We start from the raw sequence: 25,809 nt of genomic DNA, 5'->3' as shown, positions 1-25,809 counted from the left end.
GGGACAGACAAAAGAGATGTCGAGGTGAACATGTACAACTGGATCAGCGCCCTCGCCGACCTGCAAACCCGCGGTGAACCCTGCGTGCTGGTGACGATCATCGAAGAACTCGGCTCGACCCCGCGCAACGCCGGTTCGAAGATGGTCATCAGCGCCAGCCAGACGTTCGACACCATCGGTGGCGGGCACCTGGAATACAAGGCCATGGAGATCGCCCGGCAAATGCTCGCCAGCGGCCAGCAGGGCACGCATCTGGAGCGCTTCAGCCTAGGTGCCAGTCTGGGCCAGTGCTGTGGCGGCGTGACCGTATTGCTGTTCGAGCCCATGGGTCAGGTGCAGGCGCAGATTGCCGTGTTCGGCGCCGGTCATGTCGGCCGGGCCCTGGTGCCACTGCTGGCGAGCCTGCCTTGTCGGGTGCGCTGGATCGACTCGCGGGAAGCCGAGTTCCCTGAACAATTGCCCCATGGCGTACAGAAAATCGTCAGCGAAGACCCGCTGGACGAGGTCGATGAATTGCCCGCCGGCAGCTACTGCATCGTCATGACCCACAACCATCAGCTCGATCTGGAGCTGAGCGCGGCGATCCTAAAGCGCAACGACTTCGCCTACTTCGGCCTGATCGGCTCGAAGACCAAGCGGGTCAAGTTCGAACACCGCCTGCGCGATCGCGGATTCGACAGCGGCACCTTGCAACGCATGCGTTGCCCGATGGGCATTGGCGAAGTCAAAGGCAAGCTGCCTGTGGAAATCGCCATCTCCATCGCCGGTGAAATCATCGCCACCTATAACGCGGATTTCGGCCAGCACACCGCCCGCGCCGAACCCATTGCCAAGCTGCTGCCGGCCTCGCGTCGCAGCCAAGCCAAATCTTGAGATTGCCCATGCCCACGACACGCAAAGCCTACCGCGCCGCCCTGCTCCACAGCCTCGCCGACCCGGCCGAAGTCGGCCTCGAAGCCTCTTATGAATATTTCGAGGACGGCCTGCTGGTGGTGGAAAACGGCCAGATCAGCGCCCTTGGCCACGCCAATGACCTGCTGCCGAGCCTGGCGGCGGACATCGAAATCGCCCATTACCCGGACGCGCTGATTACCCCCGGCTTCATCGACACCCACATCCATCTGCCGCAGACCGGCATGGTGGGCGCCTATGGCGAACAACTGCTGGACTGGCTCAACACCTACACCTTCCCCTGTGAACGCCAGTTCGCCGACCCGGCCCACGCCGAAGCCGTCGCCGATATCTTCATCAAAGAGTTGCTGCGCAACGGCACCACCACGGCCCTGGTGTTTGGCAGTGTGCACCCACAGTCGGTGAACGCCTTTTTCGAGGCAGCCGAGAAACTCGACCTGCGGATGATCGCCGGTAAAGTGATGATGGATCGCAACGCTCCGGACTACCTGACTGACACCGCCGAATCCAGCTACACCGAGAGCAAGGCGCTGATCGAGCGCTGGCACGGCAAGGGCCGCCTGCACTACGCTGTGACCCCGCGCTTCGCCCCTACCAGCACACCCGAACAGTTGGCGCTGGCCGGCCAGTTGCTGGGGGAGTACCCGGACCTGTACATGCAGACCCACATCAGTGAAAACCTGCAGGAAGTGCAATGGGTCAAGGCGCTGTTTCCCGAGCGCAAGGGCTATCTGGACGTCTACGATCACTACCGGTTGCTCGGCGAACGTTCGGTGTTCGCCCACGGTGTGCACCTGTGCGACGAAGAGTGTGCACGCCTGGCCGAAACCGGTTCGGCCATCGCGTTCTGCCCGACCTCGAACCTGTTCCTGGGCAGCGGGCTGTTCAACCTGCCGATGGCCGAGAAGCACAAGGTGAACGTGGGGTTAGGCACGGACGTCGGCGGCGGCACCAGTTTTTCGCTGTTGCAGACCCTGAACGAAGCCTACAAAGTGATGCAGTTGCAGGGCGCGCGGCTGAGCCCGTTCAAATCGCTGTACCTGGCCACCCTCGGCGGCGCCCGGGCCCTGCGCCTGGAAGACCGTATCGGCACCTTGCAGCCGGGCACCGATGCTGACTTCCTGGTGCTGGACTACAACGCTACGCCATTGTTGAGCTATCGCCTGAAGCAGGCCCGGGACATTGCCGAGATATTGTTCGTGTTGATGACGCTGGGGGATGACCGAACGGTGGCGCAGACCTTTGCGGCGGGGCGGTTGGTGCATCAACGCTAGACCGCTATCGCGAGCAGGCTCGCTCCCACAGGGGATTTATGGCGCTCTGTGGGAGCGAGCCTGCTCGCGATGAAGGCGACTCGGTATGACTGCCTCAGCAGACCATCAAAGCTTGGCCGTCGACCGCCCAGGCTTCTTGCTCTGCAACAGGTGCGAAAACACCGCGTGCAGATCGTCCGACGCACCCTCTTCGTCGAGGTTGAGCTTGCTGTCGATGTGGTCCATGTGGTGCATCATCAGGTCCACCGCCAGCGTCGCATCGCGCGCCTCGATGGCGTCGATCAACTGGGTGTGCTCGTCATAGGAGCAATGGGAACGGTTGCCGCTTTCGTATTGGGCAATGATCAGCGAAGTCTGGGACACCAGGCTGCGCTGGAAGCTGATCAGCGGTGCATTCCTCGCCGCTTCGGCCAGTTTGAGATGGAACTCACCCGACAGGCGGATGCCGGCGCCACGGTCGCCACGGGAGAAACTGTCGCGTTCGTCGCTGACCATCTGCCGCAACTCGGCAAGCTGCTCGGCGGTAGCGTGCTGCACCGCCAGCTCGGTGATCGCCCGTTCCACCAGGCGCCGGGCCATGAACACCTGGCGAGCCTCTTCGACACTCGGGCTGGCAACGACCGCGCCGCGATTAGGCCGCAACAACACCACGCCCTCGTGGGCCAGGCGCGACAGCGCACGACGGATGATGGTGCGGCTGACTCCGAAAATCTCCCCCAGCGCCTCTTCGCTCAACTTTGTACCCGGCGCCAGGCGCTGTTCGAGGATAGCCTCGAAGATATGTGCATAGACGATATCGTCCTGGGTTCCGCTGCGGCCGGCTTTGCCTGCTCGCGGTTGTTTCTTGAGGGGCTGCAACTGTTCGTTCATGGGCACTCGGGTCGGGAGAACTGCGGCGAATTGACCGTGACTGTAATACGGCACAGCGGGTCGCTGGCAAGTATCGCGTAAAAAACACGGCGATTGTACACAACCTCTGATGGCAACACGACTGTACGGCTGTTTACGGGCTTGGCTGTATTGCAATTGCCCACTGGGTTGAGTTTAGGCTTAAACCCTCAATCTGTGACACCTGTGGCAACTGTGGGAGCATGGTTTGCTCGCGATGAAGCTGACGCGGTGAGCCTTGAAACCCAGGCACCGTCATCGCGGGCAAGCCTTGCTCCTACAAGTACATAATCTATCCAAGGACCCCCGCCCACCATGACCGAAGTCACGACTGCGCCACTTCGCCCATTGGCCGACACCTCGCCCTCAGCCATTGTTGCCGGGTTCATCGCCATGATGACCGGCTATACCAGCTCCCTGGTGCTGATGTTCCAGGCCGGCCAGGCGGCGGGGCTGACCAGCGGGCAGATTTCGTCGTGGATCTGGGCGATCTCCATTGGCATGGCGGTATGTTCCATCGGCCTGTCGTTACGCTACCGCACGCCGGTCACCATCGCCTGGTCGACGCCCGGTGCGGCACTGCTGATTACCAGCCTGGGCGGCGTGAGCTATGGCGAGGCCATCGGTGCCTATATCACCTGCGCGGTACTGGTGACGATCTGCGGGCTGACGGGCAGCTTCGAGCGCCTGGTCAAGCGCATTCCGGCGTCGCTGGCAGCGGCGTTGCTGGCCGGCATCCTGTTCAAGATCGGCAGCGAGATTTTCGTCGCCACCCAGCATCGCACCGGCCTGGTGCTGGGCATGTTCTTCACCTACCTGATCGTCAAGCGCCTGTCGCCTCGCTATGCCGTGCTGGCGGCGCTACTGATCGGCACCGCGCTGTCAGGCCTGATGGGCCTGCTGGACTTCAGCGGCTTCGCCCTTGAAGTCGCGACACCGCTCTGGACCACGCCACACTTCTCCCTGGCGGCCACCATCAGCATCGGCATTCCGCTGTTCGTCGTGGCGATGACCTCCCAGAATATGCCCGGCATCGCCGTGCTCAGGGCAGATGGCTACAACGTACCGGCCTCCCCCCTGATCACCAGCACAGGTATCGCCTCGCTGCTGCTGGCACCGTTCGGCTCCCATGGCATCAACCTGGCGGCCATCAGCGCCGCCATCTGCACGGGGCCCCATGCCCACGAGGATCGCAACAAGCGCTACACGGCGGCGGTCTGGTGCGGGATCTTCTACGGGATTGCCGGGGTGTTCGGCGCCACACTGGCGGCGTTGTTCGCGGCGTTGCCCAAGGAACTGGTGCTGTCCATCGCGGCACTGGCGCTGTTCGGGTCGATCATCAATGGCTTGAGCATCGCCATGAGCGAAGCCAGGGAACGGGAAGCGGCGCTGATCACCTTCATGGTCACGGCGTCGGGACTGACGCTGTTTTCCGTCGGTTCGGCGTTCTGGGGGATTGTGGCGGGGGTGCTGACCTTGCTGATTCTTAATTGGCGTAAAGCCTAAAGCTCGCGAGCAGGCTCGCTCCCACAGGGAAACGCGATCCAATTGTGGGAGCGAGCCTGCTCGCGATAGCGGCCTGAAGATCAACCAAAAACCCAATCATCAGGCAAAAAAACCGGCGCCCAATCGGGCCGCCGGTTCAGGACATCACGCCTTGGCGTTGATCGGCATGTCCGGGTGCCACACGTCGATCAGCGGGCTGACGGTCATGTTGGTCAGTTCGCTACGGCCCTTGAGCCAGGCTTCAACGGCAGCACGTTGTTCTTCGGAAACCGAGCCACGCTTCTGCAGGCAAACCAGACCGTAGTCGTCACCGCCGACATAGCCCAGACCGTTGGCTTCCATGGCTTCTTTCAGGAAAGCGTCGAGGAAAGCGTCAATCGCCTCATCGTCCAGATCTTCTTTGAGATCCAGGTTCAGTTCGAACCCCAGCTCCTGAAATTCATCCACACACAGCTTTTTGCGCAGACGCCGGGAACGGTTAGTCGCCATTAGAACAATCCTCATAAGTAATAACGGCCGGCACTTTACCAGTTTGGTGCAACGATTGCCCGGTTGATCGGGCATATCGGCCTACCGTCGGTAAAAAATTGCCTCACGAAAGCCTCAGGCACGGCACATGCCGTTGCGCGTTGGGGCATAATGCCGACACTTTCTTGACCGTTGAGGACGTTCATTTTCATGTCCTCGTTTTTCTCCCCTCGCCCGTAGGGTTTTATTACAAATGATCAAATCTTTGCGTCCAATGCTTCTGGCCAGCCTTCTTCTTCCCCTGGCCCTCCCTGCTTCTACCAGCGCCGCTACGATCAACACTGCCCTGTCGCCCAATGTGCAGAAGGCCCTCAAGACCAGCAAGCTGCAAGACAACGCGCTGTCCCTGGTAATGGTGCCGCTCAATGGCCCAGGCACCCCGACCATCTACAACGCCGACGTCTCGGTGAACCCGGCTTCCACCATGAAGCTGGTGACCACCTACGCCGCCCTGGAAATGCTCGGCCCCAATCACCAGTGGAAGACCGAGTTCTACACCGATGGCACCCTCAGCGGCGGGATCCTCAACGGCAACCTCTACCTCAAGGGCGGCGGCGACCCCAAGCTGAACATGGAAAAACTCTGGCTGCTGATGCGCGACTTGAGGGCCAACGGCGTACAGCAGGTCACCGGCGACCTGGTGCTCGACCGCGGTTTCTTCATCCAGCCGCAATTGCCGGAGTTCAACGACGACGGCAACGACGAAAACAAGCCTTTCCTGGTCAAGCCCGACTCCCTGCTGGTCAACCTCAAGGCGTTGCGCTTCGTTGCCCGCAATGATGGCGGCCGGGTACTGGTGTCGGTGGAGCCACCGATTGCCAGCATTCATATCGACAACCAGGTCAAGGCAGTCAACTCCAAGCAATGCGCCGGCGGCGTGCGCTACAACCCGGTGCCCCAGCCGGACGGCAGCGTGGCCGTGACCGTCGGCGGGCAGCTGGGCGATGGCTGCAGCTCCCAGACCTACCTGTCGCTGCTGGACCACGCCACTTATACCGCCGGTGCGGTGCGGGCAATCTGGAAAGAACTGGGCGGCAGCATCCAGGGCAAGGACCGTCTGGCCTCGACCCCGAGCAACGCCAAAGTGCTGGCCCGGGCGTTCTCGCCAGACCTGGCGGAGATCATCCGCGACATCAACAAATACAGTAACAACACCATGGCCCAGCAATTGTTCCTGAGCCTTGGCGCGCAGTTCCGCAACGAAGCCGACAGTGACGACGCCAAGGCTGCGCAACGGGTCGTGCGCCAATGGCTGGCCAAGAAAGGCATCACCGCACCGCACCTGGTGATGGAGAACGGCTCCGGCCTGTCCCGCGCCGAACGGGTCAGCGCGCGCGAAATGGCAGCAATGCTGCAGGCCGCCTGGCGCAGCCCCTACGCGGCCGAGTACATCAGTTCGATGCCGATTGTCGGCACCGACGGCACCATGCGCAAACGCCTCAAGACCACGGCCATGGCCGGCGAAGCCCACATCAAGACCGGCACCCTGAACACCGTGCGTGCCATTGCCGGGTTCAGCCGTGACGTCAACGGCAACACCTGGGCGGTGGTGGCGATCCTCAACGATCCGAAGCCATGGGGCGCTTCGTCGGTGCTGGACCAGGTCCTGCTGGACCTGTACCGCCAGCCGAAACTGCCGCAGACGGCTTCGGCGCTCTGATCCAAGCTTGCTCGCGATAGCCGCCATTCAACTGGCATGCGTGGGGCTGAGCTGACGCTATCGCGAGCAGGCTCGCTCCCACAGGGGTCTGATGGGGTGCATGGGTCTGTGTCCGCCGGGGTCCGGGTGGGAGCGAGCCTGCTCGCGATGACGGTGGATCAGTCCAAACAGCCGTCAACCGACACGCCCGCTATCGCGACAAGCTCGCTCCCACTTGTTCACCGGTCGTTTACCCCACCTGCATCTCGACCCGATCCCGCCCGGCCTGCTTGGCCACGTAAACACCCGAGTCAGCCCGCAACAGCAGGGCATCCGCGCCCTCCCCGACACGCCAGCTGGCAATACCGAAGCTGGCGGTGACAACGCCCACATCTTCGATCTCCGCCCCGCGCAGTCCCTCCCACAGCCCAATGGCCAAGGCATGGGCGCTTTCGCCGTCGGTGTCGGGACACAGCACCACGAACTCTTCCCCGCCCAACCGACAAAAGACATCGGTACGCCGCAGGCGCTGGGTGACACGCTGGCAAACCGCCTGCAACACCCGGTCACCCACCGCATGGCCGTGCTGGTCATTGATACGCTTGAAGTGATCGATGTCGAGCATGATGACCGACAGCTCCCCGGAGCCGCGCTCGACCCGTATCATTTCCGAACTCAAGCGCTCCTGGAAATAACGCCGATTGCGGATACCGGTCAAGGCATCGGTCACGGAGAGCGCCCGCAATTCCTCTTCCACTCGCTTGAGATCGGAAATATCGGAGACATAGCCGTGCCACAACACGCCACCGCCCGGCAGTTGCTCGGGCGTCGCCTCGCCACGCACCCAGCGCAGGCCGCGCCGTGGCAGTTGCACCCGATACTCTTCGCGCCATGGGCTCAGGGTGTCGGCCGAGGCCCGGATCGACGCACGGACCCGCGCGTTGTCCAGCGGATGGATACGGGAGAAGACGGTCTCCGCGTTCTGGACCAAGACACTGGGCTCCAGTTCGTAGATGTCACGAATGCCATCGCTGGCATAGATCACACTGAAGCGGCCGTTGAAATCCATTTTGAACTGGTAGATGCCGCCTGGCACGTGGGCACTGAGCTTTTTCAACAGCAAGTCCCGGGCCGCCAGGGCCTCGTGGACGCGCTTGCGTTCGGTGATGTCGATGCAGATCGCCAGGTGTCCGACCCAGAGCCCCTGATCGTCGAGCACCGGCGTGGCCAGCATATTCACGGTCAAGTGACTGCCGTCATGCCGTACCAGGGTCCACTCCCGGGCCTGCTGGCCACCCGCCTCGCCCCCCTCCAGCAGCATCGCGTGACAGGTAGGAATCGGCTTGCCGAACCGGGCGCCAAGCTCTGCGGCCCGGGCCTGGAGTTCCCGGGGCACGTGGAGGCTCTCGAGGGTCATGCTCTGCAGGACTTCGCAGCTCTGGTAGCCCAGCATCTGTTCGGCGCCGGCATTGAACGTGGTGATGACGCCACGCAGATCCGTGGCGATGATCGCAACCTGGGTCGCGGCGTCCAGCACACCGCGCAACTGGCCGTGGGTGCCCCGTAGTTCCTGCTCCCGGGCGCGCAGCTCCTGGGTACGTTGCTCCACCAGTGTCAGGGCCCGTTGGCGCTGGCTGACCAGGACGTAGAGCAAGGCACTGAGCAGGAAACTGAGCAAACCGCCCAATACCACCAGGCTCGCCATCGTGGAATGGTTGGTCGACAGGAACATGCGGCTGGGCCGTAACTCTACCCGGTAGTCACGATCCGCCAGGCGCAACACGCGGATCGCTGCCAGGTCACTGTCCCCCGGCGGCTCGGGAGAATCGAACAGCACCTCCTCCTGGTCGGCCTCGGACAGGTCCAGGACACGCATCGAAAGATTGTCATGACTGACCGAAGGCAGACCATCGCCCACCAGTTGGCGCATGCTGATGGCCGCTACCACGTAACCGAAAGGCTCCGTTGACAGGGCCCGGGTGACCGGCGCCACCAATAACACGCCACGGACAAAGGCCGGGTCGACCCCCACCAGGTCCAGCGGCTGCGATACCGCCAGGCTGTTCTGGCGACGAGCCCGCTCGAGCACGGCGCGACGCAATGGATGGGAAAGCAGATCGAAACCCAGCGTTGACTCTTGGGAAGCCTGGCACTGCACATAGAGGATCGGCGCATACTCGTCCCGTTCCGCGGCCCGACGCAAACCGCCGGAACCGTCGGTTTCACGAATGATGAACGGGTTGATTCGCCTGTTCCGTTCCCGCTGTTCGAAGGCCTGACGCTCGTCACGGAGCACTCGTGGCACCCAGGCAAAGGCCTGGGTACGCCGCAACAACGGTTCGGCGTAGCCGTGGAATTCCTTTTCGGAAACCGCCGCCGAATTGGCAAAGAAACGCCTCAGACTGTCGAGACGCTGCTCCTGCTCCTGGAACCTTTCCTCGATACGACTGAAGCGCTCCTCGGCTTGCAACTCGAAGCGCTGGCGAAGTTGCTGATTGAACAGGCTCATCATCGCCCAGCTCAGCAAACCAGTCAGGAGCGCGCCGGCCAGGAAGACCAGTGAAGCCACCAGCCAGGCCGATACATCTTCGCTGATAAAGCCCAGGATCCTGGGACGCACCGGATGCAATGCCATAGGACACAACTCGAAAAGGGGCAGGCGTCGGTACAGGCCTGGCCACAGCCTCAGTTATAGCTATTAGCCATCACTTTGACCAGTCCTAAAATCGGCTGGAAGCCTTGATTTACAAGGCTTCGTGGATCCAATCCGGAATTCTCAACGAGCCATGATTTTCCAGGCGCGGTGGATTTTGCTGTTGCGGGCAAAGTCGGGATCGATGGTTGCGGCGGTTATTTCTTCCACCGCGTAGCGCTCGCCGAGGTTCTCCTCAAGCTGGAACTTGCGGAAATTGTTGGAGAAATACAACACGCCCCCCGGCGCCAGGCGAGCCATGGCCAAGTCCAGTAACTGGACGTGATCGCGCTGCACATCGAACACGCCCTCCATGCGCTTGGAGTTGGAGAAAGTCGGCGGGTCGATGAAGATCAGGTCGTATTCGTCACGGCTGGCTTCAAGCCAGGCCATCACGTCGCCCTGCTCCAGACGGTTCTTGTCCGAAAAACCATTGAGCGACAGGTTACGTCGCGCCCAGTCCAGGTAGGTTTTCGACAGGTCGACGCTGGTGGTGCTCCGGGCTCCCCCTTTGGCGGCATGGACGCTGGCGGTCGCGGTGTAGCAGAACAGGTTGAGGAAGCGCTTGCCGGTCGCCTCTTTCTGGATCCGCAGGCGCATCGGCCGGTGATCGAGGAACAGCCCAGTGTCCAGGTAGTCGGTGAGGTTGACCAGCAGCTTCACGCCACCTTCATTGACCTCGGTGAACTTGCCTTGGGCACTCTGGCGCTCGTATTGCTTGGTGCCGCTCTGGCGCTCACGACGCTTGATCACCACGTGGCTCTTGTCGACATTCAGCGCCTGGGGAATGGCCGCCAGGGCATCGAACAGCCGGGCCGAGGCTTTTTCCGGGTCGATGGATTTTGGCGCGGCATATTCCTGCACGTGTACCCAATCGTGATAGAGGTCGATCGCCATGGAGTATTCCGGCATGTCGGCGTCATAGACCCGATAGCAGTCCACGCCTTCGCGCTTGACCCATTTTCCCAGTTGCTTGAGATTCTTTTGCAGGCGATTGGCGAACATCTGCCCGCCTTCGCTCAAACGCGCCTGCTCGACTACAGGCGCGGGGGCGGGGGTCGGCTTGATCGGGTTGCCATTCTTGTTGTACTGGCGCTCTTGCGGTACCTGGGGCGCCTGATCCTGCTCTTCCTGGTCAAGGCGGGCCTGCTCGCGCTCGGCCTGACGCTGTTCCGGCGTACGACGCTCGCCGGTGACGAACTGGTCCGGCAGCACCTTGATCAGCAGCAGTTTGCACGGCAAGGCACCGTTCCAGAAAGAATATTGCTTGTGGCTGCGAATGCCCATGCGCTTGCCCAGGTCCGGCGCGCCGGTGAACACCGCCGCCTCCCAGTTCAGGCACGCCTGGCGCAGGCGTTCGCCGAGGTTCTGGTAGAGGTAAAGCAGGCTGGCCTCATCACCCAGGCGTTCGCCATACGGTGGGTTGCAGATCACCAGGCCTTTCTGGTTCTGGTCGGGACGTGGCTCGAATGTGGCGACTTCGCCTTGATAGATCTTGATCCACTCGCTCAGGCCGGCACGCTCGACGTTGTTGCGACCTGGCTGGATCAGCCGTGGGTCGGCTTCATAGCCGCGAATCCACAGAGGTGGCTTGGCCAAACCGGCGGCGGCGCGGGCGGTGGCTTCTTCGTGGAGCTTCTTCCACAGCGCCGGCACATGGCCCAGCCACGCGGTGAAGCCCCACTGCTGACGACGCAGGTTCGGCGCCATGTCGGTGGCAATCATGCCCGCTTCCACCAGAAAGGTGCCGACGCCGCACATCGGGTCGGCCAGGGCGCCGCCTTCAGCGGCAATGCGCGGCCAGCCGGCACGGATCAGGATGGCGGCGGCGAGGTTCTCCTTCAGCGGCGCGGCACCTTGCTGCAGGCGATAACCACGCTGGTGCAGGCTGTGACCGGACAGGTCCAGGGAGAGGATCGCTTCACCGCGATCCAGGCGCAGGTGAATACGCAGGTCCGGGTTGAGCTTGTCGATGGATGGCCGCTCGCCGGAGGGCGTACGCAGCTTGTCGACGATGGCATCCTTGACCTTCAAGGCACCGAAGTGGGTATTGTCGATGCCCGAGCCATGGCCGCTGAACTCTACCGCCAGGGTACCATCGGCCAGCATGTGGTCCTGCCAGTCGACGTCCAGCACGCCGTGGTACAGGTCCTCGGCGTTTTTCATCGGAAAACGCTTGAGAACCAGCAGCACGCGGTTGGCCAGGCGCGACCACAGGCACAGGCGATAGGCCGTCTCCATGTCGGCCATGCCGCGAACGGCAGAGGTGTGCTCGCGCGCCTCTTCAAGGCCAAGCCCGATGGCTTCCTCGAGAAGCAGGCCTTCGAGGCCCTTGGGGCAGGTGAGGAAGAGTTCGAAACGATCGGACATGGGGAGTTCCAGAGCCTTTGGCTAAGTGGACCGGGGCAACGCATTGCCGGGTCAGGTTCAATCAGGTGCTTTTCTCAAGAGCACCCGGTGGCACGAAGGTGTGCCGTCCCACCCTCGCCGCTCAGGTTAAAAGAGCTTAGATGCAGGGGCAGATAAAAAATTCGGTGTAACAAATAGTGAAAAACTCGCCCCTTTCGTCGAATAGTACCCGAGTGCAACAGGGGGACATTCTCATCCAAAAAAAGACCACGCCTTTCAGCGCAGGGCCGATCATACAGGGGTCTTGCTCAAAAGCGGACGCCGAACACTCTGTTACTTATCGCCCTAACATCTTTAATGTTACGTGCTTATGACAAAACGATCATTCCATCCATGTGACGCTTTGGTTAGAACTCAACACAGGTTGACGTCACAACGGCGCCAACACCTTGGCTCGTCACGCCGGCAACGAGCCACCAACGGCAGAATGATTCTGCCCCGGCCTCAACAGAGGCCGACGCGAAGTAACAGTCAACAAGTGAGGGCAATACCCTATGAGAAGACTTAAGCGTGATCCGTTGGAAAGAGCATTTTTACGCGGTTACCAATATGGTGTTGGTGGTAAATCCCGTGAGCTTTGCCCCTTTACTCTACCGTCGGTACGTCAAGCCTGGATCAATGGCTGGCGAGAAGGACGCGGCGACAACTGGGACGGTATGACCGGCACTGCGGGTATCCACAGACTCAACGAACTTCACGCCGTCGGCTGACACAGGGCTCAATACTCAGGAACTCGACAATTTCGATCCACACAACGATTTAACCACGCGCGTCCCATCCGGACGGCGGGCTCCGGCCCAGGGGCTCCTTCGAGGAGCCCTTTTTAATGCCCATCGGAAACCAGTTGCGAACACTGTTGTGGCGAGGGGATTTATCCCCTCGCCACAGAAGTATCTGCCAGTTGCGAAATCAGCCCAACGCCGCAATCGCATCCACCGACTCGCGAATCAGCGCCGGCCCCTTGTAGATGAAGCCCGAGTAAATCTGCACCAGGCTCGCCCCTGCGGTGATCTTCTCGGCGGCATGCCGTCCTTCGGTGATCCCACCGGCTGCGATGATCGGCAAGCGTCCCGCCAACTCCCCGGCCAGCACCTTTACGGTGTGAGTGCTCTTGTCACGCACCGGCGCACCGGACAACCCGCCCGCTTCGTCACCGTGCTCCAGCCCTTCGACCCCTTCGCGGCCCAGTGTGGTGTTGGTGGCGATCACCGCGTCCATGCCGGTCTCGACCAGGGCCTGGGCCACCTGGGCGGTTTCTTCGTCGGTCATGTCCGGCGCGATCTTGATAGCCAACGGAACATGCCGGCCATGGATCACCGCCAGCTCAGCCCGGCGCCGGGCCAGATCGGCCAGCAGTTGCTTGAGGGAGTCACCGAACTGCAGGCTACGCAGCCCCGGGGTGTTCGGGGAGCTGACGTTGACAGTGACATAGCTGGCGTGAGCGTAGACCTTGTCCAGGCAGATCAGGTAGTCGTCGACGGCACGCTCCACCGGCGTGTCGAAGTTCTTGCCGATGTTGATGCCCAACACGCCCTTGTACTTGGCGGCAGCCACGCGGGTCAGCAGATGGTCGACGCCGAGGTTGTTGAAACCCATGCGGTTGATGATCGCCTCGGCCTGCGGCAGGCGAAACAGCCGTGGCTTGGGGTTGCCTGGTTGTGGCCGTGGCGTGACGGTGCCGATCTCCACGAAGCCGAAACCCAATTGTGCGAAGCCATCGATGGCCGCGCCGTTCTTGTCCAGGCCCGCTGCCAGCCCGACCGGATTGGGGAATTGCAGGCCCATCACATTCACCGGCAACGTTGCAGGTGCCTTGCACAACAGACCATTGAGGCCCAAACGTCCGCCCGCGCCGATCAGGTCCAGGGACAGATCGTGGGAGGTTTCCGGGGAGAGTTTGAACAGCAGTTCACGGGCCAGGGTGTACATGGGCGGCTTTGACTCGGGCGACGAAATGAGGCGGCGATTATAGCCGCGCAACCGCGGTTCAAGCGAGGTGCCTGCGCAAAACAGCGCCGATGGCATATGCCTTGCACCCCTTTGCTCATCGACGCTCATGCCAGCGATGGAATGAGTGCCACACGGTTTAAAGGACAACGGCGTCGTCATCCGGCCTTGCTCCGGCAGTCATCCGGGTACGGCGCGTTTTTATGTGGAAGGTGATGCCCAGATGAATGAAATTCCAGCCAACCCCCTGGCCTGGGTCAACGGCAGCGACGCTCCGGAAAAAAGCGCAATCGATCTCGGCTTCATGGCCTTGAGTGATTGCGCCCCGGTGGTGGTGGCCGCCACCCAGGGCTTCGCCCAACCCTACGGCCTGACCTTGAACCTCAAGCGCCAGACGTCCTGGGCCAACCTGCGGGACAAGCTGGTCAGCGGTGAAATCGACGCGGCCCACAGCCTGTACGGTCTGATCTATGCCGTGCACCTGGGCATCGGCGGTGTCGCGCCGACCGACATGGCCGTACTGATGGGGCTGAACCAGAACGGCCAGAGCATCAACCTCTCCCACGGCTTGCAGGCGATGGGCGTGACCAGTCCTGAGGCACTGGAACGCCACGTGCACCAAACTCGCCCGAAACTGACCTTCGCCCAGACATTCCCCACTGGCACCCACGCGATGTGGCTTTACTACTGGCTCGCCGCCCAGGGCATTCATCCCTTGTCGGATGTCGACAGCGTAGTGGTCCCGCCGCCGCAGATGATTGCGCACTTGCAGGCCGGGCGTATCGACGGACTCTGCGTCGGCGAGCCCTGGTGCGCCAGTGCGGTAAAACAGAACCTCGGCTTCACCCTGGCGACGACCCAAACCATCTGGCCTGATCACCCGGAAAAAGTCCTGGGCTGTACCCGCGGGTTCGTCGAGCAATACCCCAATACGGCGCGAGCGCTGGTGATGGCGATCCTCGAGGCCAGCCGTTTCATCGAGCAGAGCACCGAGAACCGCCGCAGTACCGCACAATTGTTGAGCGCCCCCGAATACCTCGATGCCCCGCTGGACTGCATCGAACCCCGTCTGCTGGGGATCTATGCCGATGGCCTTGGCAATAGCTGGCAGGATCCCCATGCCATGCGCTTCCATGGTAACGGCGAGGTGAACGTGCCCTATCTGTCCGACGGCATGTGGTTCATGACCCAGTTCCGACGCTGGGGCCTGTTGCGGGAAGACCCGGACTACCTGGCCGTGGCACAGGAGGTCCAGCAGCTCGAACTGTATCGCCAGGCGTGCACGGCACTGGGCATTTCGTCCACTCACCCGGACATGCGCAGCAGCCAGTTGATCGACGGCACTATCTGGGACGGCTCGAATCCGGCCGGGTATGCCCGCAGCTTCAAACTGCACGCCTTGAGCGATGCGGCTCCCCTTTTCGCCAGCCGCTGACAGGAGCCCGACCATGCTGCGTATCCTGCTGATCAACGACACCGCGAAAAAAGTCGGCCGCCTCAAGGCAGCCCTGGTGGAAGCCGGGTTCGACGTCATTGACGAATCCGGACTGACCATCGACCTGCCGGAACGCGTCGAAACAGTGCGTCCGGATGTGATCCTGATCGATACCGAGTCACCCGGACGGGATGTCATGGAACAAGTGGTGCTGGTCAGCCGCGACCAGCCACGACCGATCGTCATGTTTACCGATGAGCACGACCCGGATGTGATGCGCCAGGCGATCAAGTCGGGGGTGAGTGCCTACATCGTCGAAGGCATCCACGCCGCACGCCTGCAACCGATCCTGGACGTGGCCATGGCCCGCTTTGAAAGCGACCAGGCCCTGCGCGCCCAGCTCCTGGCCCGGGACCAGCAACTGGCCGAACGCAAACGCATCGAACTGGCCAAGGGCATGCTGATGAAGATGAAGGACTGCAACGAAGAACAGGCCTATACCCTGATGCGCCGCCAGGCCATGAGTCGCCAGCAGAAGCTGATCCAGGTGGCCGAGCAGATCATTGCGATGAATGAGTTGCTGGGCTGAGACCCCGCGGCGCCTGGCCCGGCGCTATCGCGAGCAGGCTCGCTCCCACAAGGATTCCGAGTACCGCCCAATCCACCTGCTCGCGATGACCTCCCCTCGATACCTGCTGTTGGCACAGATCTCGCTTAAGCATCCCCACAGGTAACCAACGGCGGTTGCCCCACCTACGACAAAGACGTCGCACACCCTTCTTGCCTCGCTGGCAATCCGGGTTGCGGCGTTTTTTTGTTTTGGCTCTTCGGGGCCGGTGGTGCGACCACAGACGGCGCACTGCTCTGAGCACTGACTCATTTCTCGAGACTTTTACAGCTGAGGTGCGCGATGAATTCAAGCTTCTGGAAATCCGGCCACACCCCGACCCTGTTCGCGGCCTTCCTCTATTTCGACCTGAGTTTCATGGTCTGGTACCTCCTCGGGCCCCTGGCGGTGCAAATTGCCACGGACTTGCATCTGACTACCCAGCAACGAGGCCTGATGGTGGCGACACCGATCCTGGCCGGCGCCGTATTGCGCCTGTTCATGGGCCTGCTGGCCGACCGGACTTCACCGAAAACCGCCGGCATGGTGGGTCAGGTGATCGTGATCTGCGCGCTGTTCTGCGCCTGGAAACTGGGCATCCACAGCTACGAGCAGGCACTGCTGCTGGGCCTGTTCCTGGGCATGGCTGGTGCGTCGTTCGCCGTCGCCCTGCCGTTGGCCTCTCAGTGGTATCCGCCGCAACACCAGGGCAAGGCCATGGGCATTGCCGGTGCCGGTAACTCGGGCACCGTGCTGGCCGCGATCTTCGCACCACTGATGGCAGCCGCCTTCGGCTGGAGCAACGTGTTCGGCTTCGCGCTGGTCCCGCTGGTTCTGACCCTGATCGCCTTCGCCTTGCTGGCTAAAAACGCTCCCGAGCGACCGAAAGCCAAATCCATGGCCGACTACCTCAAGGCTCTGGGTGACCGTGACAGCTGGTGGTTCATGTTCTTCTACAGCGTGACCTTTGGCGGCTTCATCGGCCTGGCCAGCGCGCTGCCCGGCTATTTCAACGACCAATATGGCCTGAGCCCGGTAACCGCCGGCTACTACACCGCAGCCTGTGTCTTCGGCGGCAGCCTGATGCGGCCGTTGGGCGGCGCCCTGGCGGACCGTTTCGGCGGCATCCGCACCTTGCTGGGCATGTACACCGTGGCGGCCATCTGCATCGCAGCGGTGGGTTTCAACTTGCCGAACTCCTACGCGGCGCTGGCGCTGTTCGTCTGCACCATGCTCGGTCTCGGTGCCGGCAACGGCGCCGTGTTCCAACTGGTGCCACAACGTTTCCGTCGCGAAATCGGCGTGATGACAGGGCTGATCGGTATGGCCGGCGGCATCGGTGGCTTTGCCCTGGCGGCGAGCATGGGCGCAATCAAGCAAAGCACTGGCAGCTACCAATTGGCGTTGTGGTTGTTCGCCAGCCTGGGCGTGCTGGCCTGGTTCGGCCTGTACGGCGTCAAGCGTCGCTGGAGAACCACCTGGGGCTCGGCAGCTGTCACTGCCGCTCGGGTATAAACAGCAACCATGAGTCTGCAACTGAGCTTCGCTGAAGCCACGGCCATCGGCCCGCGAGAGGAAAACCAGGACGCCCTGCGCCTGGTCACCCCGGCCCCGGCCCTGGCCGCCAGTAAAGGCTACCTGTTCGCCATCGCCGACGGCGTGAGCCAATGCGCCGACGGTGGTCTGGCCGCCCGTTCGACCTTGCAGGCACTGGCCCTGGATTATTACTCCACACCGCAAACCTGGGGCGTGGCCCAAGCGCTGGACCGGCTGTTGCTGGCACAGAATCGCTGGTTACAGGCCAACGGGGGCGGGCAGCCGTTGCTCACCACCGTCAGTGCCCTGGTGCTGCGAGGCCGGCGCTTCACCCTCGCCCACGTGGGCGATTGCCGGGTCTACCGCTGGCACGCAGATCATCTGCAACGGGTCAGCGAGGATCACGTCTGGGAGCAGCAGGGCATGCAACATGTGCTCAAGCGCGCCCTGGGGCTGGATCAACATTTGATTCTGGATTTCCTCGACGGCGAACTGCGCACTGAAGAGACTTTCGTGTTGCTCAGCGATGGCGTCTGGGCGGTTCTGGGGGATACGGCCATTGCCGGCATCCTTCGGGACCAGCCGGACTTGAATCTTGCCGCCCAGACGCTGGTCAACGCCGCGCACCTGGCCGGCAGCCAGGACAACGCCAGTGCCTTGCTGGTACGGGTCGATACGCTGGGCGAAGCGAGCATCGGCGATGCGCTGATCCAACTGCAGCAATGGCCCCTCCCCCCGGCGCTGAAACCGGGCCAGGCGTTCGAGGGTTGGCAGGTCGAAAGGCTGCTCGGCCAGAGCCAGCAATCGCTGCTCTACCGGGTACACGACGGCCAGGGCCAGCCGTGGCTGCTGAAAACCTTGCCAGGACAGCTACGGGACGACAGCCGGGCCGGGCAGGCATTGCTGTCGGAAGAATGGTTTCTCAAGCGGGTCGCCGGAAGGCAGTTTCCGGAAGTTCATGGCGTTCCCCAGCGCCAGCATCTGTATTACGTGATGCGCGAATATCCGGGCATGACCCTGGCCGAACGGTTCCACCAGGCCGGCGCCTTGCCCTTGGCTCAGTGGCTGGACCTGGCGCAACGGCTGGTGCGGGCGGTGGGCCTGCTGCATCGACGGCAGATCTACCACCGTGACATCAAGCCGGAAAACCTGCATCTGGGGGACGACGGCGAACTGCGGCTGTTGGATTTCGGGCTGGCGTACTGCCCCGGCCTGTCCGAAGACCAGGCCAACGTGTTGCCGGGTACACCCAGTTATATCGCCCCGGAAGCCTTCGGCGGTGTCGCACCGACGGCACAACAGGACTTGTATGCCGTCGGTGTGACCCTGTATTTCCTGCTGACCGGTCACTATCCCTACGGCGAAGTCGAGGCATTCCAGCGACCACGCTTTGGCGTGCCGGTCAGTGCCAGCCGCTATCGGCCGGACCTGCCCGAATGGCTCGGACAAAGCCTGGAACGCGCTGTTGCAGCGGATCCGGACGAGCGCTTTGAGACCGCCGAGGAATGGCTGTTATTGCTGGAGCAAGGCGAGCGTCGCAGCTTGAGCGTCAGGCCCAGGCCGCTGCTGGAGCGCGAGCCGTTGAAGGTCTGGCGGACATTGGCATTGGTGTCGTTGGTGGTGAATATTGTGTTGCTGTTCCTGGTATTTCATAGCTGAAATCCGGTCGCGCCCATCGCGAGCAAGCTTTGCTCCCACAGCAGATCCCCAGTGGCAGCAGATCCTCTGTGGGAGCAAAGCTTGCTCGCGATGGCGGCCTGCCTGCCACTACAAAGCTATCGTCTGCCACGCTCCATTACCGGGCGACACGCTTTGATTCGGTGCAATAAATCCCCTTCCAACACCCCCGCCCCACGCTTCCCGCAATAAATCCGTGCCTTGGAGCCACTTGGCACAACCACTGCATATCCCATCCCAACAGACATAAAGCAACGCCTCCAACGATGAAGGCGGTGCTTCCCGAGAGAACGGGACCAGGACAAAGGCGTCCTCGCTAGCACACTAGCGGGACGCCTTTTTTTGTTTTCGTGAAAATTGCCGAGCCAGTCCGATCGCCGTGATGAAACGTGACGAAACCGGGCCTGGGCTTGCGGAGAACCCTGATGAAAAAACTCAAACTGGTGATGATCGGCAATGGCATGGCCGGGGTTCGAACCCTTGAAGAACTGCTCAAGCTGAGCAACGAGCTGTACGACATCACGGTGTTCGGCGCCGAGCCTCACACCAACTACAACCGCATCCTGCTCTCCCCCGTGCTCGCCGGCGAGCAAACCTTTGAAGAAATCGTCCTCAACGACCTGAGCTGGTACCAGGACAACCACATCAACCTGCTGCTCAACCGCAAGGTCGTGGAGATCGACCGGGTCAAGCGTCGGGTCATCGCCGAAGACGGCACTGAGGCCGAGTACGATCGCCTGCTGATCGCTACCGGCTCCACACCGTTCATCCTGCCGATTCCCGGCCACAAGCTTGACGGCGTGATCGGCTACCGTGACATCGCCGACACCCAGGCGATGATCGAAACCGCCAAGACCCACAAGCATGCCGTGGTGATCGGTGGCGGCCTGCTGGGCCTGGAAGCCGCCAATGGCCTGAAGTTGCGGGGCATGGACGTGACCGTGGTGCACCTGGGTGAATGGCTGCTGGAGCGTCAGCTGGACAAGACCAGCGGCCAACTGCTGCAAACGGCCCTGGAAGATCGCGGCCTGAAATTCCGCCTCTGCGAGCAGACCCAGGCCCTGCACGACGCTGGCAATGGCCGGGTCGGCTCGGTGCAGTTCAAGAACGGCGACATCATCCCCGCCGATCTGGTGGTGATGGCGGCCGGCATCCGCCCCAACGTCGAACTGGCGGAAAAATCCGGCATCCCCTGCAGCCGCGGGATCCTGGTCAACGACACCATGCAGACCTATGATCCGCGCATCTACGCCATCGGTGAATGCGCGAACCATCGCGGCACCGCCTACGGTCTGGTGGCCCCGCTGTTCGAACAGGCCAAGGTTTGCGCCAACCACCTCGCTCAACTGGGCTTCGCCACCTATAAAGGCTCGGTGACCTCGACCAAACTCAAGGTCACCGGCATTGACCTGTTTTCCGCCGGGGACTTCATGGGCGGAGAAGGCACCGAGACCATCACCCTCTCCGACCCCATCGGCGGCGTCTACAAGAAACTGGTGATCAAGGATGACGTGCTGGTCGGCGCCTGTCTGTACGGCGATACGGCAGATGGCGGCTGGTACTTCCGCCAGATTCGCGAGAATGCTGCCATCAGCGAGATCCGCGATCACCTGATGTTTGGGGAGAACGCGCTGGGAGACGTAGGCCATCAGGGCCAGGACAAAGCCATGAGCATGGCCGACTCCGCTGAGGTCTGCGGCTGCAACGGCGTGTGCAAGGGCACCATCGTCAAGGCGATCCAGGAACATGGCCTGTTCAGCGTCGATGACGTAAAAAAACACACCAAGGCCGCCAGCTCCTGTGGCTCCTGCGCCGGGCTGGTCGAGCAGATTCTCATCAACACCGTCGGCGGTGCGGCAGACGTCAAACCGAAAAGCGAAAAAGCCATCTGCGGATGCAGCGACCTCAACCACGGCCAGATCCGCCAGGCGATCCGCGACGAGCACCTGCTGACCATCGCCGGCACCATGAACTACTTGAACTGGCGCACCCCGAACGGCTGCGCCACCTGTCGTCCGGCGCTGAACTACTATCTGATTTCCACCTGGCCCGGTGAAGCCCACGACGATCCGCAATCCCGGCTGATCAACGAACGAGCCCACGCCAACATCCAGAAGGACGGCACCTATTCGGTTGTCCCGCGGATGTGGGGCGGCGTGACCACGCCGTCGGAGCTGCGACGCATTGCCGACGTGGCCGACAAATACAGCGTGCCCATGGTCAAGGTCACCGGCGGCCAGCGCATCGACTTGCTGGGTATCAAGAAGCAGGACCTACCCGGTGTCTGGGCTGACCTCGACATGCCGTCCGGCCATGCCTACGGCAAATCCATCCGCACGGTGAAAACCTGTGTGGGCAGTGAGTTCTGCCGCTTTGGCACGCAGAACTCCACGCAGCTGGGCATCGAACTGGAACACGACCTGTTCAACATGTGGTCGCCGCACAAGGTAAAGCTGGCGGTCTCGGGCTGCCCTCGCAACTGCTCGGAAGCCGGCATCAAGGACGTGGGCATTATCGGTGTCGATTCCGGCTGGGAGATGTACATCGGCGGCAATGGCGGGATCAAGACAGAGGTCGCCGAGTTCTTCGTCAAGCTCAAGACCGCCGAGGAAGTGCGCGAATACAACGGTGCCTTTTTGCAGTTGTACCGCGAAGAAGCCTTCTATCTCGAACGTACCGTGCATTACATGCAGCGGGTCGGCATGGAGCACATCAAGAAAGCCGTGCTCGAAGACCCGGCGCGGCGCAAGGCCCTTCATGAGCGCCTGAAGTTTTCCCTTTCGCTGGAGCAGGACCCATGGAAACAGCGCCTGGAACAACCCCAGTTGAAGAAAGAATTTGAAGTCATCCCCGTGAAGAACCTGGAGGTGCCAGCATGAACTGGCTGGATATCTGCGCGCTGGAAGACATCAATGCCCTGGGTTCGCGCATCATCAACGGCCCGAAGGGCGACATCGCGATTTTTCGTACCAGCGACGATGAAGTGTTCGCACTCGATGACCGCTGCCCGCACAAGGGTGGCCCGTTGTCCCAGGGCTTGATCTATGGCAAGCGCGTGGCCTGCCCGCTGCACAACTGGCAGATCGACCTGGAGACCGGCCAGGCCCAGGCGCCGGACGTGGGCTGTGCCCATCATCATTCGGCCCGGGTCGAGAATGGCCGGGTGCTGTTGGCGCTAAGGAACGCAAGCTGATGAACCGCCAGACTACTGCCTCGACCTGCTGTTACTGCGGGGTCGGTTGCGGCGTACTGATCGAGCACGACAACGAGCGCATCCTCGGCGTCAGTGGCGATCCCGCCCACCCGGCCAATTTCGGCAAACTGTGCAGCAAGGGCTCGACCCTGCACCTGACCGGCGACCTCGCGGCGCGGGCCCTGTACCCCGAGCTGCGCCTGGGCAAAACCCTGCCCCGTGCCCGTACCGACTGGGACAGCGCCCTGGAGCACGCTGCCGGCGTATTCGCCGAGACCATCACCGAACATGGCCCCGACAGCGTGGCGTTCTACATCTCCGGCCAATTGCTGACCGAGGACTACTACGCCTTCAACAAACTTGCCCGTGCCCTGGTCGGCACCAACAACATCGACAGCAACTCCCGGTTGTGCATGTCCTCGGCCGTGGTGGGCTACAAGCGCAGCCTCGGCGCCGACGCGCCGCCCTGCAACTACGAAGACCTGGAACTGAGCGACTGCGTCATGATCGTCGGCAGTAACATGGCCTACGCCCACCCGATCCTGTTTCGCCGCCTCGAAGAAGCCAAATCCCGCCGCCCGCAGATGAAGATCATAGTCATCGACCCTCGGCGCACCGATACCTGCGACCTGGCGGACCTGCACCTGGCCATCCTGCCAGGGACCGATGTCGCCTTGTTTCATGGGATTTTGCATCTGCTGTTGTGGGAAGACTGGGTCGATCGCGATTTCATCAAGGCCCATACCGAGGGCTTTGCGGACCTGAAGAACCTGGTACGCGATTACACACCCACGATGGTTGCCCAGATGTGCGGCATCAGCGTCGATCAGCTGCATCAGTGTGCCGAAGCCATCGGCACGGCCCCCAGCTTCCTGTCGTTGTGGTGCATGGGCCTGAACCAGTCCACCGCCGGCAGCGCCAAGAACAGTGCATTGATCAACCTGCACCTGGCCACCGGGCAGATCGGTCGTGCGGGTGCCGGGCCCTTCTCGCTGACCGGCCAGCCCAACGCCATGGGCGGTCGGGAAACCGGCAGCCTGTCGAACCTGTTGCCAGGCCACCGCGAAGCCGCCAACCCGGAACATCGCGCCGAAGTCGCCGAGTACTGGGGCGTCGAGCAACTGCCCGCAAGCCCCGGCTTGAGCGCAATCGAGTTGTTCGAGCAGATGCGCAACGGCAAGATCAAGGCCTTGTGGATTGCCTGCACCAACCCGGCTCAATCGATGCCGGACCAGACGGCGGTCCGGGAGGCCCTGCAGGCCTGCCCGTTCGTGGTGCTGCAAGAGGCTTTCCGGACCACCGAAACCGCCGGGTTTGCCGACCTGCTGCTGCCTGCAGCCAGTTGGGGTGAAAAAGAAGGTTCGGTGACCAACTCCGAACGACGCATATCCCACGTACGCCGGGCTATCGACGCACCGGGCGAAGCACGACCAGACTGGGCCATTACCGTGGATTTCGCACAACGCCTGGAGAAACGTCTGCGGCCGGGCCAGCCCAGCCTGTTCGCCTTTGACGCGCCAGCCCAGTTGTTCGACGAATACAAGCAGTTGACCCGGGGGCGAGATCTCGACTTGTCCGGTATCAGCCATGGGCTGATTGATCGACTTGGCCCCCAGCAGTGGCCCTTCCCTGAGGGCGCCACGGTCGGGACGGCGCGTCTGTACGTGGATGGCATTTTCCCCACCGACAGCGGCCGAGCGCGGTTTGTCGCCGAACCGTATCGCGCCGCCAGGGAGCTGCGGGACGCGCGCTACCCGTTGACCCTCAACACCGGCCGACTGCGGGACCAGTGGCACGGCATGAGCCGCACCGGCACCGCCGCGCAGTTGTTCGGTCATGTGAATGAAGCCGTACTCAGCCTGCACCCCGACGAACTGCAGCGCCAGCGCCTGCAACCGGGCGATCTGGTCAGCCTCAAGAGTCGTCGTGGCGCGGTGATCGTGGCCGTGGACAGCGACGAAAGCGTGCGGCCCGGCCAGGCGTTCCTGCCAATGCACTGGGGGGACCGGTTCCTCAAGGGTGGGGTCAATACCCTGACTCAACCGGCATTCGATCCCCTGTCGAAACAACCGGAACTCAAGCACAGCGGCGTGCGCCTGGAACCGGTGAACCTGCCTTGGCAGCTTTTCGCGCTGATCGAAGGCGATATCCAACAGCATCTGGAGACGTTGCGTCCGCTGTGTGAGGCGTTTGCCTACGTCAGTATGAGCCTGACCGGTCGTGAACGTCCCGCGTTGCTGATTCGCGCTGCCAGCGCCGTAGCGCCTGATCCAGAACTGCTGCAAACGATCGACGAACAACTGGGACTGATCGACGGGCCGGTACTGGCCTATGACGATCCCCGTCGCGCCATCGGTAAACGGGTGCGGATCGAAAACGGTCGCATCACGGCCATCCGCCTGGCCGGGGAAACCCTTGCCCGCCATTGGTTGCAGAACCTGTGGCAGGAAGGTCGTGCCGATGAGCAACTGCGCCGTTGGCTACTGGCGCCGTTGAGTGCACCACCGGGCAATGCTGGCGCGGCGGCCGGGGGCAGCAAAACGCTGTGCAACTGCTTGAACGTCAGTCAGCGTGCGATCTGTGCTGGCATTGAACGAGGGCTGGACCTGCAAGGGCTGAAACAGGAACTGGGCTGTGGCACGCAATGCGGCTCCTGCGTACCGGAAATCAAGCGCCTGCTGGTCGCCACTGCGCAACCGACGGCCGCTCTATCGTGAGGAAAACACTATGAACGCAAAAGTCTGGCTGGTGGGTGCGGGTCCTGGCGACCCTGAATTGCTGACCCTCAAGGCCGTGCGAGCCCTGCGCGAAGCCGACGTGGTGTTGATCGACGATCTGGTCAACGAAGCGGTGCTGGAACATTGCTCCGGTGCCCGCATCATCGCCGTAGGCAAGCGCGGCGGCTGCCGCTCCACGCCACAGGCCTTCATCCACCGGCTGATGCTGCGTTATGCGCGCCAAGGCAAATGCGTGGTCCGCCTCAAGGGCGGCGACCCCTGCATCTTCGGCCGAGGTGGTGAAGAGGCGCAATGGCTGCGTGAGCATGGCGTCGAAGTGGAACTGGTCAATGGCATCACGGCCGGGCTGGCGGGAGCAACCCAGTGCGACATTCCCTTGACCTTGCGCGGCATCGCCCGGGGCGTGACGCTGGTCACCGCCCACACCCAGGACGGCAGCCGCTTGAACTGGCAAGCCCTGGCACAGGGCGGGACGACCTTGGTGGTGTACATGGGGGTGGCGAAACTGAGCGAGATCCGCGAGCAACTGCTGGCGGGTGGCCTGGCAGCGGACACCCCCGTAGCCATGATCGAGAACGCCTCCCTGCCTCATCAGCGAGACTGCCGCAGCGTCCTGGCTTCGATGGAGACCGACGCAGTTGCGTTTCAACTCAAAAGCCCGGCGATCCTGGTGATTGGTGCAGTGGCCGGTGCAGTTGAACTGGCAAAATCCCAATCCGAATGGCGCCAGGCTTCAGTCCTGTAACCCGTCATTGCTCGCGAAGGTGGCGGTGCATTCATGAAGGTGGCGGTGCATTCATACCGCTACCGCGAGCAGGCTCCCACAGG

18 protein-coding genes are annotated in these 25,809 nt (G+C 62.3%); 13 read left to right on the top strand and 5 right to left on the bottom strand.

All coding sequences use genetic code 11. The annotated features are described in order from the left end of the window. Positions 1–30: 30 nt before the first annotated feature. Entirely contained in the window at positions 31–873 is an 843-nt protein-coding gene (gene xdhC / locus QZH45_RS10655) for a xanthine dehydrogenase accessory protein XdhC (protein ID WP_053193681.1), read from the top strand. An 8-nt stretch (positions 874–881) separates the two neighbouring features. Continuing rightward, positions 882–2,186 (top strand): guanine deaminase, encoded by a 1,305-nt coding sequence (guaD, locus tag QZH45_RS10650; RefSeq protein ID WP_024776766.1) that lies wholly within the window; start codon positions 882–884, stop codon positions 2,184–2,186. 105 nt (positions 2,187–2,291) lie between these two features. Here guaD and QZH45_RS10645 read toward each other — a convergent pair whose 3' ends face one another. Beyond that, the gene (locus QZH45_RS10645) at positions 2,292–3,056 is read right to left on the bottom strand and encodes a GntR family transcriptional regulator (protein ID WP_024776765.1); all 765 of its coding nucleotides are present in this window, start codon (positions 3,054–3,056) and stop codon (positions 2,292–2,294) included. A gap of 333 nt (positions 3,057–3,389) precedes the next feature. Here QZH45_RS10645 and QZH45_RS10640 point away from each other — a divergent pair, with 333 nt between their 5' ends. Continuing rightward, on the top strand, positions 3,390–4,580 hold the full coding sequence (locus QZH45_RS10640) for a benzoate/H(+) symporter BenE family transporter (protein ID WP_024776764.1): 1,191 nt from the start codon (positions 3,390–3,392) through the stop codon (positions 4,578–4,580). 144 nt (positions 4,581–4,724) lie between these two features. Here QZH45_RS10640 and QZH45_RS10635 read toward each other — a convergent pair whose 3' ends face one another. Beyond that, on the bottom strand, positions 4,725–5,069 hold the full coding sequence (locus QZH45_RS10635) for a YggL family protein (protein WP_024776763.1): 345 nt from the start codon (positions 5,067–5,069) through the stop codon (positions 4,725–4,727). Positions 5,070–5,301: 232 nt separating this feature from the next. On the opposite strand from QZH45_RS10635, the gene dacB reads away from it, so the two are divergent. Continuing rightward, complete coding sequence (gene dacB, locus QZH45_RS10630) at positions 5,302–6,768, top strand: D-alanyl-D-alanine carboxypeptidase/D-alanyl-D-alanine endopeptidase (protein ID WP_055136168.1); 1,467 nt, start codon at positions 5,302–5,304, stop codon at positions 6,766–6,768. Between the two features lie 229 nt (positions 6,769–6,997). On the opposite strand, the gene QZH45_RS10625 is transcribed toward dacB, so the two are convergent. Together QZH45_RS10625 and rlmKL are read right to left on the bottom strand one after the other, a co-directional pair. Next, positions 6,998–9,382 carry a sensor domain-containing diguanylate cyclase gene (locus QZH45_RS10625; protein ID WP_055136167.1) on the bottom strand — a complete coding sequence of 795 codons (2,385 nt, stop codon included), beginning with the start codon at positions 9,380–9,382 and terminating at the stop codon, positions 6,998–7,000. 141 nt (positions 9,383–9,523) lie between these two features. Further along, on the bottom strand, positions 9,524–11,809 hold the full coding sequence (gene rlmKL, locus QZH45_RS10620) for a bifunctional 23S rRNA (guanine(2069)-N(7))-methyltransferase RlmK/23S rRNA (guanine(2445)-N(2))-methyltransferase RlmL (protein WP_024776760.1): 2,286 nt from the start codon (positions 11,807–11,809) through the stop codon (positions 9,524–9,526). A 533-nt stretch (positions 11,810–12,342) separates the two neighbouring features. Here rlmKL and rmf point away from each other — a divergent pair. Continuing rightward, complete coding sequence (gene rmf / locus QZH45_RS10615) at positions 12,343–12,558, top strand: ribosome modulation factor (RefSeq protein WP_003223300.1); 216 nt, start codon at positions 12,343–12,345, stop codon at positions 12,556–12,558. 199 nt (positions 12,559–12,757) lie between these two features. Here rmf and QZH45_RS10610 read toward each other — a convergent pair whose 3' ends face one another. Next, positions 12,758–13,777, bottom strand: a complete 1,020-nt coding sequence (locus QZH45_RS10610) for a quinone-dependent dihydroorotate dehydrogenase (protein ID WP_024776759.1) — start codon at positions 13,775–13,777, stop codon at positions 12,758–12,760. A 241-nt stretch (positions 13,778–14,018) separates the two neighbouring features. Between QZH45_RS10610 and QZH45_RS10605 the strand changes: the two genes are divergently transcribed. The 8 genes from QZH45_RS10605 to cobA all read left to right on the top strand — a co-directional run bounded on the left by QZH45_RS10605 (position 14,019) and on the right by cobA (position 25,726). Then, positions 14,019–15,230 carry a CmpA/NrtA family ABC transporter substrate-binding protein gene (locus QZH45_RS10605; RefSeq protein ID WP_024776758.1) on the top strand — a complete coding sequence of 404 codons (1,212 nt, stop codon included), beginning with the start codon at positions 14,019–14,021 and terminating at the stop codon, positions 15,228–15,230. 13 nt (positions 15,231–15,243) lie between these two features. Beyond that, positions 15,244–15,819, top strand: a complete 576-nt coding sequence (locus QZH45_RS10600; RefSeq protein ID WP_024776757.1) for an ANTAR domain-containing response regulator — start codon at positions 15,244–15,246, stop codon at positions 15,817–15,819. Between the two features lie 321 nt (positions 15,820–16,140). Next, entirely contained in the window at positions 16,141–17,352 is a 1,212-nt protein-coding gene (locus QZH45_RS10595; protein WP_024776756.1) for a nitrate/nitrite transporter, read from the top strand. Between the two features lie 9 nt (positions 17,353–17,361). Continuing rightward, a complete protein-coding gene (locus QZH45_RS10590) occupies positions 17,362–19,032 on the top strand; it encodes a bifunctional protein-serine/threonine kinase/phosphatase (RefSeq protein WP_024776755.1) in 1,671 nt (556 codons plus the stop codon). Positions 19,033–19,475: 443 nt separating this feature from the next. Beyond that, positions 19,476–21,929, top strand: coding sequence for a nitrite reductase large subunit NirB (gene nirB / locus QZH45_RS10585; protein WP_024776754.1), 2,454 nt, complete (start codon positions 19,476–19,478; stop codon positions 21,927–21,929). Then, positions 21,926–22,243, top strand: coding sequence for a nitrite reductase small subunit NirD (gene nirD, locus QZH45_RS10580; protein WP_055134896.1), 318 nt, complete (start codon positions 21,926–21,928; stop codon positions 22,241–22,243). The genes nirB and nirD overlap by 4 nt, the downstream gene beginning before the upstream one ends. After that, positions 22,243–24,960, top strand: coding sequence for a nitrate reductase (locus QZH45_RS10575; RefSeq protein WP_055134897.1), 2,718 nt, complete (start codon positions 22,243–22,245; stop codon positions 24,958–24,960). Before nirD ends, QZH45_RS10575 begins: the two co-directional genes overlap by 1 nt. Positions 24,961–24,970: 10 nt before the next feature. Then, on the top strand, positions 24,971–25,726 hold the full coding sequence (cobA, locus tag QZH45_RS10570) for a uroporphyrinogen-III C-methyltransferase (protein ID WP_055134898.1): 756 nt from the start codon (positions 24,971–24,973) through the stop codon (positions 25,724–25,726). Positions 25,727–25,809 lie beyond the last annotated feature (83 nt).

Origin of the sequence: Pseudomonas corrugata, assembly GCF_050920615.1 — a bacterium.
Lineage (GTDB): Bacteria > Pseudomonadota > Gammaproteobacteria > Pseudomonadales > Pseudomonadaceae > Aquipseudomonas > Aquipseudomonas corrugata.
Note: the sequence above shows the minus strand (reverse complement) of the source record. Positions and strands in the feature narration are given on the sequence as shown.

Bases quoted from the DNA above. Each gene is read 5' to 3' on its own strand.
- QZH45_RS10605 (WP_024776758.1), top strand. From the start codon at position 14,019: ATGAATGAAATTCCAGCCAACCCCCTGGCCTGGGTCAACGGCAGCGAC.
- QZH45_RS10640 (WP_024776764.1), top strand. From the start codon at position 3,390: ATGACCGAAGTCACGACTGCGCCACTTCGCCCATTGGCCGACACCTCG.
- QZH45_RS10635 (WP_024776763.1), bottom strand. From the start codon at position 5,069: ATGGCGACTAACCGTTCCCGGCGTCTGCGCAAAAAGCTGTGTGTGGAT.
- cobA (WP_055134898.1), top strand. From the start codon at position 24,971: ATGAACGCAAAAGTCTGGCTGGTGGGTGCGGGTCCTGGCGACCCTGAA.
- QZH45_RS10595 (WP_024776756.1), top strand. From the start codon at position 16,141: ATGAATTCAAGCTTCTGGAAATCCGGCCACACCCCGACCCTGTTCGCG.
- rlmKL (WP_024776760.1), bottom strand. From the start codon at position 11,809: ATGTCCGATCGTTTCGAACTCTTCCTCACCTGCCCCAAGGGCCTCGAA.
- QZH45_RS10610 (WP_024776759.1), bottom strand. From the start codon at position 13,777: ATGTACACCCTGGCCCGTGAACTGCTGTTCAAACTCTCCCCGGAAACC.
- rmf (WP_003223300.1), top strand. From the start codon at position 12,343: ATGAGAAGACTTAAGCGTGATCCGTTGGAAAGAGCATTTTTACGCGGT.
- QZH45_RS10590 (WP_024776755.1), top strand. From the start codon at position 17,362: ATGAGTCTGCAACTGAGCTTCGCTGAAGCCACGGCCATCGGCCCGCGA.
- xdhC (WP_053193681.1), top strand. From the start codon at position 31: ATGTACAACTGGATCAGCGCCCTCGCCGACCTGCAAACCCGCGGTGAA.
- nirD (WP_055134896.1), top strand. From the start codon at position 21,926: ATGAACTGGCTGGATATCTGCGCGCTGGAAGACATCAATGCCCTGGGT.
- nirB (WP_024776754.1), top strand. From the start codon at position 19,476: ATGAAAAAACTCAAACTGGTGATGATCGGCAATGGCATGGCCGGGGTT.
- QZH45_RS10575 (WP_055134897.1), top strand. From the start codon at position 22,243: ATGAACCGCCAGACTACTGCCTCGACCTGCTGTTACTGCGGGGTCGGT.
- QZH45_RS10600 (WP_024776757.1), top strand. From the start codon at position 15,244: ATGCTGCGTATCCTGCTGATCAACGACACCGCGAAAAAAGTCGGCCGC.
- dacB (WP_055136168.1), top strand. From the start codon at position 5,302: ATGATCAAATCTTTGCGTCCAATGCTTCTGGCCAGCCTTCTTCTTCCC.
- guaD (WP_024776766.1), top strand. From the start codon at position 882: ATGCCCACGACACGCAAAGCCTACCGCGCCGCCCTGCTCCACAGCCTC.
- QZH45_RS10645 (WP_024776765.1), bottom strand. From the start codon at position 3,056: ATGAACGAACAGTTGCAGCCCCTCAAGAAACAACCGCGAGCAGGCAAA.
- QZH45_RS10625 (WP_055136167.1), bottom strand. From the start codon at position 9,382: ATGGCATTGCATCCGGTGCGTCCCAGGATCCTGGGCTTTATCAGCGAA.